This window comes from Amycolatopsis sp. NPDC114505, assembly GCF_055633615.1.
In genome coordinates this window covers 3,233,567-3,250,596 of record NZ_JBVKDV010000001.1, presented here as the reverse complement: position 1 = coordinate 3,250,596, position 17,030 = coordinate 3,233,567, and the positions used below count along the sequence as shown (strand labels likewise).

Sequence of the window (17,030 nt, the reverse complement as noted above, 5' to 3'; positions counted from 1 at the left end):
ATGGCCGCTCGGACCCGGGTGCGCAGCCCCTTCGGAACCGCCGACGCACACTTCGCCACCCGGCTCGGGACGAAGTCCGTTCTCGTGCTCGTACCGCACATCGTGGCCGGCACCCGGTTGCTGGACCTGCTGCCGCTGCTCGAAGCCGACCACCGCGTCCAGATCGCGTTCAGCAGCCCCGAAACCGGCGACGGCTGGCCGGCAACGCATGACTTCCTCCGGGCGCAGGGCGGCATCGTGCTCCCCTGGGACCAGGCGCGCCGCGGCGACGTCGACCTCGTCCTCGCCGGCAGCACCCGCGGCATCGACGACCTCACCGCCCCGGTCCTGCTGGTGCCGCACGGCGGCGGCTTCGGGCAGTACCAGCCCTGGCGCCCGCCCGGCGGCGGCCGGTACCGGCCCCAGGTGGGTCTCGGGCCGGACCAGCTGCTGCGCGCGGGCCGGGTCCGCGCCGACGCGATCGTCCTGGTTCACGACCGCGAACGCGACCTGCTGGCCGAGCTGTGCCCGCCCGCGCTGCCCGCCGCGGTCGTCGCCGGCGACATCGCCCTCGACCGGCTCACCGCGAGCCTCCCGTACCGCGACCAGTACCGGCGGGCGCTGGGCGCCACCGGCGATCGGCAGGTGGTCGTGGTGACGTCCACCTGGTCACCGCGGTCGGCGTTCGGCAGGCACCCCGACCTGTTCGACCGCGTCGTCGCCGAGCTCCCGCGGGACCGCTACCTCGTCGTGGGCGCCCTGCACCCGGCGATCTGGTCCCACCACGGCTCGTGGCAGATCCGGTCCTGGCTCGCCGGCGCGCTCCGCGCCGGGCTCGTCCTGGTACCGCCCGACGAAGGGTGGCGCGCCGCGCTGGCCGCCGCCGACCACGTGCTCGGCGACTACGGGTCCGTCACCGGCTACGGCGCCGCGGCGGGCGCGGCGATCCTGCTCGCCGACAACCCCGACCAGCCGCTCCTGGCCGGCACCCCCACGGAGGTCCTCGCCCGGCACGCACCCCGATGGCGACCGGACCGGCCCCTGCGGCCCCAGTTGCACGCGGCTGCCCGGGCACGCGACGCCGCCGGGCTTCCCGGCCTCGTCCGCGGACTGCTGACGTCCCGCCCCGGCCGAGCCGGGCACCGCCTGCGGCGCACCATGTACCGGCTGCTCGATCTTCCCGAGCCGACCCACGCGGTGCCCGTCTCGCCGGTTCCGCTGCCGAAGCCGGTGACCTCATGACCAGCTGGCACTACGTCTGCGGCGCCCGCCACGGCGCGCTCGTCACCGCCACCTCGCACGGCCGGGTGTCGCTCGCCGACGCCGTGGTCGCGCCGGCCGGCCGCAGCCACGCCGACGGACGAGCCGTCCTGGCCACGCTGTTCGACCGGTTGCCCGGGCTCACCCTCGCCGTCGTCCCGGTCGTGGCGGCCGGCCTGCTGCTCGGCGACCGCGTCGGCGACACGACCTTCCTCGGCGCCGGGCCCGCCGAGCTCGCCGCGGTCGCGGCCTGCCTGTGGCTGTTCACCGGGCGGCGGCTAACCGCCCTCGCCGCGATCAAGGGCCTCGAGCGCGGCTCGCACGCGGGACAGCACCTCTCCACCGACGTCGGCGAGCAGCTCAGCCGCTTCGAGGAGGTACCGCCGGGCACGCTGGACGTCGTCCTGGGTGACGTCGGCCAGCGCCAGCAGCACGTTCGCCTCGTGCACCGCTGAACCCGGCCGCCCCAGCACCTCGCGAGCCCGTTCCAGCCGCCGGACCGCCGCGTCGGGACGCCCGGATCGCGCGTCGATCCGGGCCAGTCCGAGGGCCGCCCAGGCCGCGCCTCGCTCGTCGCCGATCTCGGTGAACAACTGCGCCGCCGTTCCCAGGTGCCGCGCCGCCCCCGCTTCGCGGCCGGCGCGCAGCAACGCCTCCCCGATCCGCCAGTGCCGGGCCGCCACCCCGCGGTCGATGCCCAGCTCCTGCTCGAGGTGCAGGCTGTCGGTGAACAGCAGCACCGCCGCGTCGACGTCGCCGCGGTTCTGCGCGACCAGCCCCAGCTGTTCCAGCGCGGCGGACTCGTTGGGGCGGTCCCCGGCTTCCCGCGCCAGCTCCACCGCCCGGCGCGTCTCGTGGTCCGCCGGATCGAGGTGGCCGAGATCCAGGTGGGCCCGGCCGAGCTGGTACCGCAGCCGGGACTCCGCCACCCGGTTGCCGCAGCGCTGCGCCGCCGTGATCCCCAGTTCGTGCGAACGCAGCCACTCCGGGTAGTACTTGCGGCGCAGCAACAACTCCCACAGCGCCTCGCACAGCTGCCACGCGACTTCGTCGTGCCGCTCGGCCACTGCCTCCTCGAGGAGTGGCAGCACGCTCGGCAGTTCCGCGGCCAGCCAGTCCAGTGCCTCGCCGTCCGTGGCGAACGGCGCCGGCTCGTCCCGCAGCCGGTCCGCGACCGGGCTGACGCGCCAGCGCATCGGGATCACCACGAGGTTCGCGCGCGTCAGCTCCCGCAGGTACCACTCGGCCGCGCGTGGGACCGCTTCGAACCGGCCTTCATCCCGCTGGGCCCGCGCGTGCAGCCGGACCAGGTCGTGGAACCGGTAGCGGTCGAGGTCGACCTCCTCGAGCAGGCTCGCGTCGACCAGCACCTCCACCGCGTCGCGCACCTCGGCCCCCGGCAGCCCGGTGACCGCGACCGCCAGGTCGGCGGCGAACTCCGGCACCGGAAGTTCGGCCATCAGCCGGTACAGCACCGCGACGTACTCCGGGAGCTCGCGGTAGGACCAGTCGAACGCCGCCGTCGCCGAGTCCTCCGCACCCGCCAGCCGGGACAACGTCGCGAGCCGGGAACGTTCGTCCCGCAGCTGGTCCGCCACCCGTGACACCGGCCAGCGCGGCCGGGCCGCCAGCCGCGCCGCCGCCACCCGCAACGTGATCGGGAACCGGCCGCACAACTCGGCCAGCTCCGCGACCGCCGCGGGCTCCGCATCGGCCCGGCGCCGTCCCAGCGTCTCGCCGAGCAACGCGACCGCGTCGTCCGGCGGCAACGGCGCCACGTCGACGAACCGCGCGCCGTCGGTCACCAGCCCGTCCAGCCGGAGCCGGCTCGTCACCACCACCGCGCACCCGGCCGCGGCCGGGATCAGCGGGCGCACCTGCGCGGCCGACACCGCGTTGTCCAGCACCACCAGCAGCCGGCGCTCCGCGGTCAGCGTCCGGTACAGCCCGACCTGCTCGGCCAGCCCGGCCGGGACCCGCGCCGGCTCGACTCCCAGCGCCCGCAGGAACACGCCCAGCACTTCGTCCGGCGCCACGGCCGTCTCGTCGGAAAAGCCCTGCAGATCGGTGTAGAGCTGCCCATCGGGATACCGGTGCGCGTGGCCGGCCGCCCACGTGACGGCCAGCGCGGTCTTCCCCACCCCGCCGGGCCCGACGACGACCGCCACCTGTGCCCGGGAGCCGTCCTCGTCCCCGGCCAGCTCGTCCAGGTCGGAGAGCTCGTCCGCGCGGCTGACGAAGTGCGCCGGCGGTGGCGGCAGCTGGCGCGGGCCGGCCGAGGCCGCGCCTTGCTGGGCCGGCACGCCCGAAGCCCGCGCCGTTTCCGGCGAACGGGTGACGTGCGGGCCGGTCTCCCCCGCCGACGTCCCGCGTTCGCCCTCGCTGACGCCATTCACCCCGAAACACCCCCGCCGCACCCGGAGCCTCCCTGTCTACAGGGTGCGCACCGAAAAGTCAGTGGGCCGGCAAGTGAATTGCCTGACAGCAACCCGTCCGGGGTGACCCACCCGTCAGCCGGAAACCACCTCGCCGCCCTGGATGATGTGGCGGAAGTGCTTCGGCTCCGCCAAAACTCCGATGTCCGTCAGCGGATCCCCGTCCACCACCAGCAGGTCCGCAAACGCGCCCACGGCCAACGTCCCGATCTCCCCGGTCAGACTCACCAGCTCAGCCGCCGTCGAAGTCGCCGAACGGATCACCTCCAGCGGCGTCTGGACCTCGCCACGCAACCGAAACTCGTGGTTCTGGTGCCGGTGCATCCCGCCCAGCAGGTCCGTCCCGTACACCAGCTTCACTCCGCCGCGAGCCGCGCGCTCCAGGGCTGCCATTCCCGCTCCCAGGACCTCGTCGACCTTGCGCCAGCTCGACTCCGGGAGGCCGTGCTCGCGACCTTCCTCCTTCAACGCCCAGTACGTCACCAGGGTCGGAACCAAATACGCCTCGGAAGACAAGAACAGCGAAACACTGCGGTCGTCCAGCAGGTTGCCGTGCTCGATCGAACGGACTCCCAGCTCCAACGCGCGGTTGACCGCTCGGGCCGTGTACGCGTGCGCCGCCACGTACCTGTTGGCCGCCGTCGCCTCCTCGACGATCGCGGTCAGCTCCTCGGCCGAGTACTGCGTCGAATCGATGCGGTCCGTGGGGGATGCGACGCCGCCCGAGGCCATCACCTTGATGTGGTGGGCGCCCTTGCGCAGCTCGTCGCGGGCGGCCGCGCGGACCGCGTCGACGCCGTCCGCGACCCGGCCCAAGCCCGCGCAGCACGGGTGGTCGTCCTTCGCGTGGGTGCCCCTGGTGCGGCTGTCGCCGTGGCCGCCCGTCTGGCTCAGCGCGCGCCCGCAGAACAGCAGCCGGGGGCCGCGGAACAGGCCCTCCGCCTGGGCGTCCGCGAGGCCGTAGTCGGCGCCCGACGCGTCGCGGACCGTGGTGAACCCGCGGTCGAGCATCCGGCTCATCGTGCGGGCCGCGTGCGCGGCCACATAGGACGGTGACGACGACGGCAGCGAGCCCAGGTCCGCCGTCGACGCCGTGACGTGCACGTGCGCGTCGACCAGCCCGGGCAGGACCACCGCGCCCCGCACGTCCAGGGAAGGCACGTCGGCCGCGGCGAGCACCGGCCCCACCTCGACGATGCGGCCGTCGGCGGCACGCAGGTCGCCTTCGGTGTACTCGCCGGACAGCGGGTCGAGCAGGCGGGCGTTGCGCAGCAGCAGGGATCCGGTCACCGGTTCTCCTTCTCCAGGTCGAGCAGGGCGGACACGGCCAGCGGCGCGAGCGACTCGGCCACCACCACCGCATCGTCGTCGTAGCTGCCCTCCGCGTCGAGGATGTTGAGCACCCCGAGCGTCCGGCCGTCGGCGACCACCGGCACGTTGATGATCGAGCCGCAGCCGAGCCCCTCGATCAGGTCGTGGTCGGCGAAGATCTCGCGCACCGCCGCCCGGTCCGGCCCGAAGTACGGCTCCTGCGCGGTGATGCAGCGGTCGAGCCAGCCGGCCGCGACCTCAACCGTCTTCTCGCCGCCCACCGGGTATTCCGCCGGGTGGCTGCTGTGCACCCGGCGCAGCGCGTTGCGCTCGGGAACCCACGCGAGCACGGTGAACAGCCGCACGCCGATCGCGTCGCGCACCCGTTCCTCCACAGTGGACAGAGTCACTTCGTCATCTCCTTCGCGGCGGCCTTCGGCGCGCCGTGTTCGGTCAGTTCTTCCAGGGACCGGCCGGCGGTGGACAGGCCGAAGACGAGCACGCAGAGCACGCCCGCCGCCAGCACGGCCGTCGTCAGGCCGAAGACGCCGGCGAACCCGAGGCTCGCCGCGGACAGGCCGATGATCGTCGGCGCGAGGATGCTGCCGACCCGGCCGAACGCGCTGGACAGGCCGGTGCCGCTGGCGCGGATCCAGGTCGGGAACACCTCGGGCGTGTAGGAGTACACGCCGGCGTAGGTGCCGTTGAGGAAGAACGACAGCACCGCGCCCGCCAGGGTGATCGACCACGGCGCGCTCGTCTGGCTCAGCCAGAACGCGCTCACGGCCGAACCGGCGAGGTACAGCGCGATGGTGTGCTTGCGGTCGAGCCGTTCGGACAGCCACGCGGCGGAGAAGTACCCGGGCACCTGGGCCAGGTAGATGATGATCGAGAACTCGAAGCTCTTCGTCACCGTGATGCCGCGCTCCACCAGCAGCGTCGGGATCCACGAGAAGAAGCCGTAGTAGGAGAACGTGATCACGAACCAGACGGTCCAGATCACCGCCGTCCGGCGCCGCATCGCGGGGCTCCACAGGAACTTCAGCGCGCTGACGAGGTTGACCTTCGGGGTCTCGGTGGCGGGCTGCGCGTCGGCGGGCGGCACCGGCGGGAGCGTCGTGCCGGTGGCCTTCTCGACGTCGCGTTCCATCTTGGCGACGACGGTTTCGGCCTCGGCCGCCCGTCCCTGGGCGAGCAGGAACCGCGGCGACTCGGGCAGGGATCGCCGCCACCACAGCAGCATCACGATCGGCAGCGCGGTGACGAGCTGCGCGATCCGCCAGCCGTCGTCGAACGACGGGACGACGAACCGGCCGATCAGCGCGGCCGCGACGAACCCGAAGGAGAAGAAGCCGGCCAGCGCGCCGACGAACCAGCCGCGTCGCTTGGCCGGCACGAACTCGGACAGGAACGGCGCGATGATCGCGCTTTCCGCGCCGGCGCCCGCGCCGGCGAGCACCCGGGCGCCGAGGAAGATCTCGTAGTTGGGCGAGAAGGACGCGATGACCGAGAACAGCGCGTAGAAGGCCAGCGCGTACATCATGACCTTCTTGCGGCCGATGCGGTCGCCGAGCAGGCCCGCCGCGATCGCGCCGAAGAGGAAGCCGAACGGCGTCGCGGAGCCGATCAGCCCGAGCTGGCCGTTGTCGAGGCCCCACGCCGCCTTGGCGCTGGGCAGCAGGAAGGCGACGACCGCCGAGTCCATGCCGTCGAAGGTGTAGCCGAGACCGCCGATGAGCAGCAGCTTGTAGTGGGGCCGGCTCAGCGGGAGCCGATCCAGTCGGGCCAGCAGGGTCATGGGGGAACGCCTTCCGTGTCGGGCGCCGGGGAGTGCGGACAACGTATACTGCGTTTTCTGATTTTTGCAACGTTCATTGCAAGAAGACATCCCTGCGTTACGGTCTACGCGATCCGAGGGAGGGCACGAAGTGGCGGAAACCGACGACGGTTTCGAGGGCTGGCTGCGGGACCGGCTGCCCGAGCGGGGGCTGCGGCCGAAGTCGGCCGCCGTGCTGGAGGTGCTGGTCTCCCAGCCGCGGCGCGCCTCGTTCGGCTCGACGGCCGAGCTGGCGCAGCTCGCCGGGGTCAACGTCGCGACCGTGACGCGCACGGCGCAGGCTTTGGGCTTCGCGGGCTGGCCGGCGTTGCAGCAGGAGCTGCGGGCGCGGTACCTGTCGTCGCTGAGCGCGCCGCAGGTGGCCGAAGAGCACCGCGGCGTCGACTCGCCGGGCTCGGCGTCGCTGCGCCGGGACCTCGACAGCCTCGCTCTGCTGAACCGGCGCTTCAACGAAGAGGTGCTCCGCGAGGTCGCCCGCGCGATCGCCGCGGCCCGCCGGACGCTGGTCATCGCCGACGGCAGCTACGCGGCGGTCGGCATCGCCTTCGCGCACAACGCACGGCTCGCCGGCTACGACGTCCACGCGGTGACGGCGGGCGACGCGGAGCTGGCGAACCAGACGGCGAAGCTGACCTCGGACGACGTCCTGGTGGCGATCAGCTTCTGGCGCCTGTACGAGAGCACGGTCCTGGCGGCGAGCGAGGCGAAGAGCCGCGGCGCGCGGGTGTTCGCCGTGACGGACGCGGCCAGCCCGGCCCTGGCGGACGCGGTGGAGCAGGTGCTGATGGTGCCGGCGGAGGGCGTGACGTTCTTCCCGTCGCTGACCGCGGGCATGGCACTGGTCCAGGCGATCGTGGCCCAGCTGGCGGCGGTCGACCCGGCGCGGACGAGCGAGTCCATCGAAGCCGCGGAGGCGATGTGGTCGCGGTTCGACCTCCTGCACCGGCGCCCGTCGGCCAAGTCCGTGTGACCCGCGTCACGCGGCGACGGTTTCTCGCTCCCCCGGCGGTCTAGACCCGGTCCACACCGCATCGACCACCGGGAGTCCTCATGTCCACCACCGCCGTAGTCACCGGGGCCGGCCGCGGCTTCGGGCGCGCCATCGCCGCCGCGCTCGTCGCCGGGGGCCGTACCGTCGTCGGCGTCGCGCGCAGTGAGTCCGAACTCGACGCCGTGCGCGACGAGCTCGGCGCGGGCTTCGTCTCCGTCGCCGCCGACGCGACTGACGACGCCCTCGCCGAGAGCGTCCTGCGCGACCACCGCCCCGGCTTGCTCGTCCTCAACGCGGGAGCCGTGCCGCACATGGCGCCCGTGCACGAACAGACCTGGGAAACCTTCAGCCGCAACTGGCACGTCGACACCCGGCACGTCTTCGCCTGGACGCGCGCCGCACTCCGGCAGCCGCTCGAGCAGGGCGGTGTCGTCGTCTCGATGTCGAGCGGGGCGGCCATCGGCGGGTCGCCGCTCAGCGGTGGGTACGCCAGCGCGAAGGCCGCTATCCGGTACCTGCGCGCGTACGCCGCCGACGAGTCGGACCGCGCCGGGCTCGGCCTCCGGTTCGCCACGCTCCTGCCGCAGCTGACCCCGCTCACCGGCCTCGGCAGCGTGGGCGTCGACGGTTACGCCGCGCGCACCGGCGTCGACCGCGACACGTTCGTCGGGAACATGGAGTCGGTCCTGACGCCGGAGCAGGTCGCCAAGGCCGTCCTCGAGATCATCGACGGCGACGCGGCGGAATACCAGGTCAGCGGCACCGGGCTGCGTACGCTCTGACTGTCATGCCCGACTTCACCGCGAGCACCGAGCAGTTCCGGCCCGAGCTGCTCGCGCACTGCTACCGCCTCCTCGGCTCGATCCACGACGCCGAGGACCTCGTGCAGGAGACGTACCTGCGGGCGTGGCGCGCCTTCGGCGGGTTCGAGGGCCGGTCTTCGGTGCGGCGCTGGCTGTACAAGATCGCGACGACGGCGTGCCTGACGGCGCTGGAGACCCGGGCCCGGCGGCCGCTGCCGTCGGGGCTGGGCGCGCCGGCCGACGACCACCGGGTAGCCGTCGCGGCGGCGGACCCGTCGATGCCGTGGCTCCAGCCGATCCCCGACGCGCTGCTCGACCCGGCGGCCGTCGTGGCCGGGCGGGCCGGCGTGCGGCTGGCGTTCATCGCCGCGCTGCAGCTCCTGCCGGCGCGGCAGCGGGCCGTGCTGACCCTGCGCGACGTGCTGGCGTTCGGCACCGGCGAGGTCGCCGAGCTGCTCGGCACGACCCCGGCGGCGGTCGACAGCGCGCTGCGCCGGGCCCGCGGCCGGCTCGCCGAGGCGGGCCCGGTGGAGGCGGACCTGGCGGAACCGGCCGGGCAGGGGCCGGTGCTCGACCGGTACGTCGACGCGTTCGTCCGCGCCGACCCGGACGCGCTGGTGACGTTGCTGCGCGCCGACGTCGAGCTGGAGATGCCGCCGATCCCGACGTGGTTCACCGGCCGCGACGCGGTCACCGGGTTCCTCGCCCGCCGCGTGCTGCGCCCGGGCGCGTGGCGGCTCGTCCCGACGAACGCCAACGGCCAGCCGGCGCTGCTGGAGTACGCGGCGACCGGGGACGGCCGGTTCGAAGCCCATGGCGTGCAGGTGCTGACGCTGATCGGTGCCCGGATCGCCCGGATCACGGCGTTCAACGACCCGGCGCTGGTCCCGCTGTTCGACGTGCCTAGGACGAGCCGCCGGCCGAGCTCATCCGCTTCGTGAAGCGCGCCGCGACGTCGCGCAGCTTCGTGTTCGTGTTCTGCGACTCGACGATCAGGCGCTGCATCGCGGTGTCCTCGCTGACCCGGTGGATCAGCATCAGCATGCCCTTGGCCTGCTCGATCACCGCGCGCGTCTCCATCGCGTTCCGCAGCTCGTCGGCGAGCTCGCGGGCTTCCCGGTAGCGGCGGGTCAGCCGCAGCACGGTCTCCACGCACAACGTGAACAGCCGCAGCACCTTCGTGTCGAACTCGTGGTAGCCGTGGGCGCCGAAGCCGAACAGCGTGATCGCGCCGACGAGCGTGTCGTCCACCCGCAGCGGCACCGCCAGGTAGCTGCCCACGCCGAGCTCCTTGGCCGCGAGGACGAACTCGGGCCACCGCTCGCCGGTGTCGCCGACCGCGACCCGCACGACCTCGCCCGTGAGCGCCGCGAGCAGGCCGGGGCCGTCGCCCGCCGCGTACTGCGCGTCGTCGATGCGCCGGGCGCGCTCGTCGGTGAAGGCCGCCGTCGTGGTCGCGCCGTCGCGGACCACCACGATGCTCGCGAGATCCGCGTCGGGGACCACCCGGACCGCCTCGCCGCAGACGGCGTCGAGCAGCCCCGGCGTGTCGGACACCGACTCGAGGACCCCGACCAGATCGGCCAGGACGGCGTTCAGCTCGTCGACCCGCTCCGCCATGCCGTCGCCAGTCGTCGGCACTGCTCACCTCTCCCCATCCGTCGAGCGGCGAGCAAGAGGAGAGAGCCCGCCAGCAGCGTCAACCAAGACCACCGCTGGCGTTTCAACGGGTCCGCGGGGAACTCTACCGGCCACGGGCGTCCGGTTCGGCGTCGAGGCCTACCGAACGGTCGCCTGCCAGCGCTGGTTCGGGCCGTTCGTCGGCCGGTACAGGCCGATGCGGGCGCCGTCGTCCCTCGACTCGCCGGTGACGTCGAGCAGCTGCCCGTCCGCGGCGTTCACGAACGTCCACGTCCCGTCGCCGGTCGTCGACACCGTCCACTGCGCGGCCGCGCCCGAAGTCCCCGGCGGGGCCAGCGTCACCGCGCCGCCGGCCGTGCTGAGCACCTGGCCGGTGCCGGCGTTGGACACGGTGAACCGGTCGCGGCTGCCGTAGCGGCCCGTGCGGTCGGTCAGCGTCCAGCGCTGCGCGGCCGCGGCGGCGTCCGTCGTGCGCTGGACCAGCGTGCCGCCCTCCGCCGCCAGCGACTTGCCGCTCTGCACGCCGGTGAACGTGACCGGCTTGCCCGAGCCCAGACCGGTCCCCGCGGCCGTCGACGAGACGCCGTCGACGAGGAACGTCGTCACCGACCGGGCCGGGACCCGCAGCGTGGCGTGCGCCGAGGTCACGCGCACCGGCTTCCCGCGGCGAAGGGCACCGGTGACGTCGGTGACGACCGGCGTCACCGACGCGCCGGGCCGGACGCACCCGAACCCGGACAGGTCCAGCGTGACGTCCTGCTCGCTCGTCCCCGAGTTGGTGTGGACGACCGTCGCCAGGTCCTCCCCGCGCATCGCGGCCGTCGAAGTGGTGTCGTCCGACGCGATGAGCCGGTCACCCGGCCGGATGTAGTGGGTGAAGTTCCGCATGGTGTCGAACTTCGTGTTCGTCCTGATGGGACAGTCCGAAGTCGTGCAGTCGAAGGGGACCTGGATCTCGCCCCAGTTCATCCCGGCCGCGGACTCCCCGCCGGGCTTCATGTTGTCGTAGTCCTCGATCGGCTGCCAGCTGACCCACGCGCTCGGCTCGAGCAGGCGCAGGTCGTCGGTGATCTGGCCGGCCAGCCCGAGCCCCGGGTCCATGCTGGTGAAGTCCTGCCGGTCGAGCCAGCTGCCGCCGACCTCGCTCATCCACAACGGCTTCGACGCACCCTTGGCGATGTCGCGCGGGATCGGCCGGTTGCCGGTGCCGTAGGTGTGCACGTTCAGCCGTCCGGCCGCCGCCCGCGCCGGGGCGGACCAGCCGGCCCAGTCGGCGGCGAAGATGTCCGGGTTGGTCTCGTCGGGGGCGGAGACGACCTTCCCGGGCAGCGCCGCGGCCATCGCCGGGATCAGCTGGGACTGGACCGACGGCCCGATGTGCGCACCCTCCTGCCGCCCGCCGACCGGGTTGCCGTCGGCGCCGAGGGTCGTCTTCCAGTAGTTGGTGTTCGGCTCGTTCAGCGGGTTCACCGACGCGAACTTGATGCCGTGCGCGCGTTCCAGGGTGCGCACGACCTGCGCCAGGTACGCCGTGAAGTCGCCGATCCTGTCGGGACGCAGCTGCTCGTCGGTGGCGGTGAAGCCGCCCGAGACGTACCCCGACACCGTCTGGAAGTACGGCGGCGAGTTGCTGAACGCCTCCCACTTCGTGACGCGCTTCTTGATCCGGTCCACCCACCAGCGCTGGTTCGGGTCCGCGGCGGCGTCGAACTCGGCCGGGTCACCGGGCGTCCACCAGTCCTTGTCGGCGCGGGTCGTCCCGGCCGGGGCCTTCCACCAGCCCGGCACCGCGCCGCCCGGACGCAGGTACGCCGGGACGTCCGGAGCGTTGCCGCCGCCGATGTTGAACCTCGCGATGTTCAGGTTCAGCCCGTCGGGGCCGAAGACCAGGTCGGCCAGCTTGGTCCGGACCGAGTCCGGGTAGCCGCCGGTCGCCTCGGCCATCCACGCCAGGCTCGAACCCCAGCCCTCGAACGGCTGCTGGCGGTAGCTCGGGTCGGGCTTCACGGTGACGGCGGTGGCGGCCGCCACGGGTGCCACGGCCAGCCCGGCCGTGGCGATCGGTACACAAAAGACGGTTATCAGGCGCCGGAACGTGCGGTTCATCGTCGAACTGCCCTTCGTTTCGGTGGGGACTGCTCAGGCCTCCGTGTGGCCCAGCAGCGGCCGCGGCACGAACCGGGCCGCCGGGTCCAGCATCGTGTCCAGTTCGAGCACGACGAGCTCGTTGGCGCCCGCGCGGACGACCGGGCCCGGCACGTACAGCGTCCGCTGCGGCCCGCGCCGCCAGTACCGGCCGAGCGGGAACCCGTTGAGCCACACGAGACCCTTGCCCCACTCGCCGGTGTCGAGGAACAGGTCGGTGGACGCCCCGGCCTCGAACGACGCGCGCAGCAGCACCGGCCCGGCGACCGGACCCTCCACAGTGGACGTCGTGAGCGGCGCCGGCAGCGCGTCCAGGTCGAGCGGCAGCACGTCCCAGCCGGCCAGCGGCTCGCCGTGCAGCGACGCGCCGCCGATGATGCCCTTCGCCTCGCCGATCCGCGGGCCGTAGTCGACGCGGCCCTGGTCCTCGACCAGCACCAGCAGCTCGCCGTCCGCCCGCGGCAGCGCGAGCGCGCGGTCGTGGTGCTCGCGCAACAGCGTGCCGATCGCGTCGCCGTCGAAGAACACCGTCGCGCGGTCGCGGACCTCACCGAACGTCAGGACGCCCGGCCGGTCGCCGGTGACGCGGGTGCGCAGCAGGGCCAGCCGCGGCGTCGGGGTCAGGTCGTCGAAGGTGGGCAGCTCCTCGTGGAACTCCCAGGTGCCCCACCGGTCCGGGGCGTCGAGCAGCCGCACGGGGTCGCGCAGCCGCGCCTGCGGAGCCGGCGCCGGGTGGGCCGGCGGCGGAACGGAGTCCGGCACCTTGTGGTAGCGCGCGATCACGTCGCGGAAGGCGTGGTACTTCGGGGTCGGGTCACCGGCTTCGTCCAGCGGCGCGTCGTAGTCGTAGGACGTGACGATCGGCTGGTAGACGCCCTTGTCGTTGGCGCCGCTGGTGAACCCGAAGTTGGTGCCGCCGTGGAACATGTACAGGTTGACCGACGCGCCCGCGGCGAGCAGCACGTCCAGCTCGGCCGCCGCGTCCGCGGCCGGGGTCGTGTGGTGGTGCGCGCCCCAGTTGTCGAACCAGCCGTTCCAGAACTCGCTGCACATCAGCGGCCCGGTCGGCTGGTGCTCGCGCAGGATCGCCAGCCGCGCCTCGGCGTTCGAGCCGAAGGACGCGGTGCGGTGCAGCCCCTCCAGGCTGCCCGCCGCGAGCATGTCCGGCTGGTCCACTGTGGTCAGTGGCACGGTTATGCCGCACGCCCGCGTGTGGTCGGCCAGCGCTCGCAGGTACCGCTTGTCGTCGCCGAACGCGCCGTATTCGTTCTCGATCTGGACCAGCAGCACCGGCCCGCCGCGGTCGACCTGGTGCGGGACCACGACTTCGTAGACCCGCGCGAGGTATTCGCGCACCGCGTCGAGATAGCGAGGCTCGTACCGGCGGACCCCGACGGACGGGTCGCGGAACAGCCACGCCGGCAGGCCGCCGTTGTCCCACTCCGCGCAGATGTACGGGCCGGGCCGGACGATCGCGTGCATCCCGGCGTCGGCGACGAGCCGCAGGAACCGGTCGAGGTCGAGCCCGCCGGAGAGGTCGAATTCACCGGGCGAGGGGGCGTGCGCGTTCCACGGCACGTACGTCTCGATGGTGTTCAGGCCCATCCGCCGGGCCTTGTCGATGCGATCGGCCCACAGGTCCGGGTGCACGCGGAAGTAGTGCAGGGCACCGGACAGGATCCGGAACGGCCGGCCGTCGAGCAGGAAGTCGGTCTCCCCGATGGCGAACTCAGGCATGCGAAGCCGCCTCCGGGCTCAGCTGGAGCACGGTCCAGGACAGCGGTGGCAGTGTCACGGTGATGGTCGTCCCCCCTGGGTCGGACGTCGCGGCGGCGCCGGGCAGCGGCACCGGCCGGACCGGTTGCGCGGTGGCGGTGTTGGTCGTGTGGCGCGTCCCGCCGTCGGGCGTGGTCAGCGTTTCGGCGGCGTACAAGCCGTACCGCGCGCCGCGCAGGCGGATCCGGACCTCGGTCGGCGACGCGGTGGCGCGGTTGGTCAGGAACACCGCGCCCCGCCCGGATTCCCCGGCCGTCGCGGCGACGTCCACGAGGTCGACCTCGCCGTGCTGCGCGGTGCGCAGGCGCTCGCCTTCGACGCTCAGGCGCAGGCTCGCCCCGTTCGCCAGCGCCGCGACCTGCCGGAACGGGTGGAACGTCGCCTGCCGCCAGGCCGGGCCGCCGGGCTCGGTGCGGATCGGCGCGATGACGTTCACCAGCTGCGCCTGGCTGGCCATCGTGACGCGGTCGACGTTGCGCAGCAGGGAGCTCAGCAGCGAGCCGACGACGACCGCGTCGGTGACGGTGTAGGTGTCCTCGATGATCCGCGGGTGCTGCCGCCAGCCGCCCTCGGCCAGCCGCGCCTGGTCGACCTCGTTCCAGCGGCGCAGGTCCCAGACGTTCCACTCGTCGACGCTGATCCCGATCTTCTTCTCGAGCCCCAGCTCGGCCAGTGTCTCGTCGATGACCTTCGCGGTGGTCCGGATGTAGCGGTCCAGCGCGGCGCCGCTGGCCAGGTAGCTGTCGGTGTCGCCGTGCAGCTCCTGGTAGTAGGCGTGCAGCGAGATGTGGTCGACCAGCTCGGCGGTGTGGCGCAGCACCGTGCGTTCCCACTCGCCGAACGTCGGCATGTCCGCGTGCGAGCTGCCGGCGACGACGAGTTCGACGTCCGGGTCGATCATCCGCATCAGCCGCGCGGTCTCCGCGGCCAGCCTGCCGTACTCGCCCGCCGTCTTGTGGCCGATCTGCCACGGGCCGTCCATCTCGTTGCCGAGGCACCACACCTTGAAGCCGAACGGGCGGTCGGCGCCGTTCGCGCGCCGCCGCTCGCTCAGGTCCGTGCCGCTCGCGTGGTTGCAGTACTCCAGGACGTCGGCCGCTTCCTGGATGCCGCGGGTGCCGAGGTTGACGGCGTACATCACCTCGGCACCCGCGGCTTCGGCCCACGCGGCGAATTCGTGCAGGCCGAAGCGGTTGGACTCGACGCTGTGCCAGGCGGGATCGAGCCGGACCGGGCGGTCCGGCCCGACGCCGTCCTCCCAGCGGTACGCCGAGACGAAGTTGCCGCCGGGGTACCGGAGCACGGTCGGCCCGAGCTCCCGGACCAGCTCGAGGACGTCGCCGCGGAAGCCGCGATCGTCCGCCGTGGAGTGTCCGGGCTGGAACAGTCCCGTGTAGACGGACCGGCCCATGTGCTCGACGAACGAGCCGAAGAGGCGACGCGGGACCGGGCCGACGACCTGGCCCGCGTCACCTTCGATCAGGACGCTCATCCCGCGCTGACCGTGAAGCCCTGCTGGTTGCCGTAGTCGACGATCGCCTGCTGCCAGGCCGTCAGCCCGGCGTCGATCGAGGTGCCGTTCAGGTAGGCCTTGCCGACGGTGTCGCTGAAGATGCTGTTGGCGTAGGTCTGGTACGGCAGGTAGGTCCAGTCCTTCGAGACGTCCTTCGACGCCTGGGTCAGCACCTGGTTGATCTTCTGCCCGCCGAAGTACGGCGCGGCCTGGTCGACGAACGCCGGCGAGGTCAGGTCCGCCGTGGTGGCCGGGAAGCCGCCGCTCTCGATGAACGGCTTGACGCCGCCGCCGTGGTTGAGCCAGCGGACGAACGCGGCGGCCAGTGCGGGGTTGCTGCTCTGCTTGAGCACGGACTGGGTGCTGCCGCCGTTCTCCGCGGTGACCGCCTGCTGCCCGTCGTAGGTCGGCATCGGCGCGACCGCCCACTTGCCGGTGCCGCCGGGGACCGAGGAGATGAAGTTGCCGGGCATCCAGGCGCCGGTGACCAGGGACGAGATGGTGCCGTCGCCGAGCGCGCGGAACCAGTCGTCGGACCACTCCTTGACCGGGGCGAGCAGCTTGCCCTGGACCAGCTGGTCCCACTTTGCGGTCCACTTCTTGGTGCCCGCGTCGGCGAGGTTGACCTTCACGTTCTTGCCGTCGACGCCGAACGGGTGCCCGCCCGCCTGCCAGATCATGCTCAGCACGAACCCGGGGTCACCGGTGTCGGACGTGATGTACTTCGTCGGGTCGGCCGCGTGCAGCTTCTTGGCCGCGGCGATGTACTCGTCCCACGTCTTCGGCACGGCGATCGCGTTCTTGTCGAAGACTTCCTTGTTGTAGAACAGCGCCATCGGCCCGGAGTCCTGCGGGAGTCCGTAGAGCCCGTTGTTGCTCTTCACCTGCGCCCACGTCGAGGCGCTGTAGTCCTTTTCGAACGAGCCGAAGCCGTACTGGTCGAGGTTGACGAGTGAATCGGTCAGCGCGAACTGCGGGAGGGCGTAGTACTCGATCTGCACGACGTCCGGGCCGCCGGTGCCGGCCTTGATCGCGTTCTGCAGCTTGGTGTACTCGTCCTTGTTCGTCCCCGCGTTGACGTAGTTGACCTTGACGTTCGGGTATTCCTTTTCGAACGCCGCGACCTGGTCCTTCGCCGACGGGGTCCAGCTCCAGTAGGTGATCGAGCCACCCGCCTTGAGCGCGGCGTCGACGGAGTCCTGGGTGCCGGTGGCGGCGGCGGGCCCGGACGAGCTCCCGGACGAGCAGCCGACCGCGAGAGCGGCGGCGAGCGCCACGGCGGCGAACGCCTTGGCGCGACTGCGGATGCGTGACATCGAGTGTCCCTTCACGACGGTGT

At 72.7% G+C, this 17,030-nt stretch carries 13 protein-coding genes; 4 read left to right on the top strand and 9 right to left on the bottom strand.

Annotation, left to right across the window (positions count from 1 at the left end):
- The gene (locus ACZ7OU_RS16130; RefSeq protein ID WP_470255568.1) at positions 1–1,221 is read left to right on the top strand and encodes a hypothetical protein; all 1,221 of its coding nucleotides are present in this window, start codon (positions 1–3) and stop codon (positions 1,219–1,221) included.
- A 296-nt stretch (positions 1,222–1,517) separates the two neighbouring features.
- On the opposite strand, the gene ACZ7OU_RS16125 is transcribed toward ACZ7OU_RS16130, so the two are convergent.
- The 4 genes from ACZ7OU_RS16125 to ACZ7OU_RS16110 form a co-directional block, all read right to left on the bottom strand.
- Entirely contained in the window at positions 1,518–3,635 is a 2,118-nt protein-coding gene (locus ACZ7OU_RS16125; protein ID WP_470255567.1) for a tetratricopeptide repeat protein, read from the bottom strand.
- Positions 3,636–3,749: 114 nt separating this feature from the next.
- Positions 3,750–4,964, bottom strand: a complete 1,215-nt coding sequence (locus tag ACZ7OU_RS16120) for a metal-dependent hydrolase family protein (RefSeq protein ID WP_470255566.1) — start codon at positions 4,962–4,964, stop codon at positions 3,750–3,752.
- A complete protein-coding gene (locus ACZ7OU_RS16115) occupies positions 4,961–5,395 on the bottom strand; it encodes a GAF domain-containing protein (protein WP_470255565.1) in 435 nt (144 codons plus the stop codon). The genes ACZ7OU_RS16120 and ACZ7OU_RS16115 overlap by 4 nt, the downstream gene beginning before the upstream one ends.
- Positions 5,392–6,783 (bottom strand): MFS transporter, encoded by a 1,392-nt coding sequence (locus ACZ7OU_RS16110; protein ID WP_470255564.1) that lies wholly within the window; start codon positions 6,781–6,783, stop codon positions 5,392–5,394. The genes ACZ7OU_RS16115 and ACZ7OU_RS16110 overlap by 4 nt, the downstream gene beginning before the upstream one ends.
- A gap of 130 nt (positions 6,784–6,913) precedes the next feature.
- Between ACZ7OU_RS16110 and ACZ7OU_RS16105 the strand changes: the two genes are divergently transcribed.
- The 3 genes from ACZ7OU_RS16105 to ACZ7OU_RS16095 all read left to right on the top strand — a co-directional run bounded on the left by ACZ7OU_RS16105 (position 6,914) and on the right by ACZ7OU_RS16095 (position 9,557).
- Positions 6,914–7,792, top strand: coding sequence for a MurR/RpiR family transcriptional regulator (locus tag ACZ7OU_RS16105; protein WP_470255563.1), 879 nt, complete (start codon positions 6,914–6,916; stop codon positions 7,790–7,792).
- A gap of 80 nt (positions 7,793–7,872) precedes the next feature.
- A complete protein-coding gene (locus ACZ7OU_RS16100) occupies positions 7,873–8,595 on the top strand; it encodes an SDR family oxidoreductase (protein ID WP_470241173.1) in 723 nt (240 codons plus the stop codon).
- Positions 8,596–8,600: 5 nt separating this feature from the next.
- Complete coding sequence (locus ACZ7OU_RS16095; protein WP_470241174.1) at positions 8,601–9,557, top strand: RNA polymerase subunit sigma-70; 957 nt, start codon at positions 8,601–8,603, stop codon at positions 9,555–9,557.
- Here ACZ7OU_RS16095 and ACZ7OU_RS16090 read toward each other — a convergent pair.
- The 5 genes from ACZ7OU_RS16090 to ACZ7OU_RS16070 all read right to left on the bottom strand — a co-directional run bounded on the left by ACZ7OU_RS16090 (position 9,520) and on the right by ACZ7OU_RS16070 (position 17,007).
- Positions 9,520–10,236 (bottom strand): ANTAR domain-containing response regulator, encoded by a 717-nt coding sequence (locus ACZ7OU_RS16090; RefSeq protein ID WP_470242383.1) that lies wholly within the window; start codon positions 10,234–10,236, stop codon positions 9,520–9,522. The genes ACZ7OU_RS16095 and ACZ7OU_RS16090 overlap by 38 nt on opposite strands.
- 159 nt (positions 10,237–10,395) lie before the next feature.
- A complete protein-coding gene (locus ACZ7OU_RS16085; RefSeq protein ID WP_470255562.1) occupies positions 10,396–12,363 on the bottom strand; it encodes an RICIN domain-containing protein in 1,968 nt (655 codons plus the stop codon).
- 33 nt (positions 12,364–12,396) lie between these two features.
- The gene (locus tag ACZ7OU_RS16080; protein ID WP_470255561.1) at positions 12,397–14,139 is read right to left on the bottom strand and encodes a glycoside hydrolase family 35 protein; all 1,743 of its coding nucleotides are present in this window, start codon (positions 14,137–14,139) and stop codon (positions 12,397–12,399) included.
- Positions 14,132–15,670, bottom strand: coding sequence for an alpha-N-arabinofuranosidase (locus tag ACZ7OU_RS16075; RefSeq protein ID WP_470255560.1), 1,539 nt, complete (start codon positions 15,668–15,670; stop codon positions 14,132–14,134). The genes ACZ7OU_RS16080 and ACZ7OU_RS16075 overlap by 8 nt, the downstream gene beginning before the upstream one ends.
- Positions 15,667–17,007: an ABC transporter substrate-binding protein gene (locus tag ACZ7OU_RS16070; RefSeq protein ID WP_470255559.1), complete on the bottom strand. Its 1,341-nt coding sequence runs from the start codon at positions 17,005–17,007 to the stop codon at positions 15,667–15,669. Before ACZ7OU_RS16070 ends, ACZ7OU_RS16075 begins: the two co-directional genes overlap by 4 nt.
- Positions 17,008–17,030: the final 23 nt, after the last annotated feature.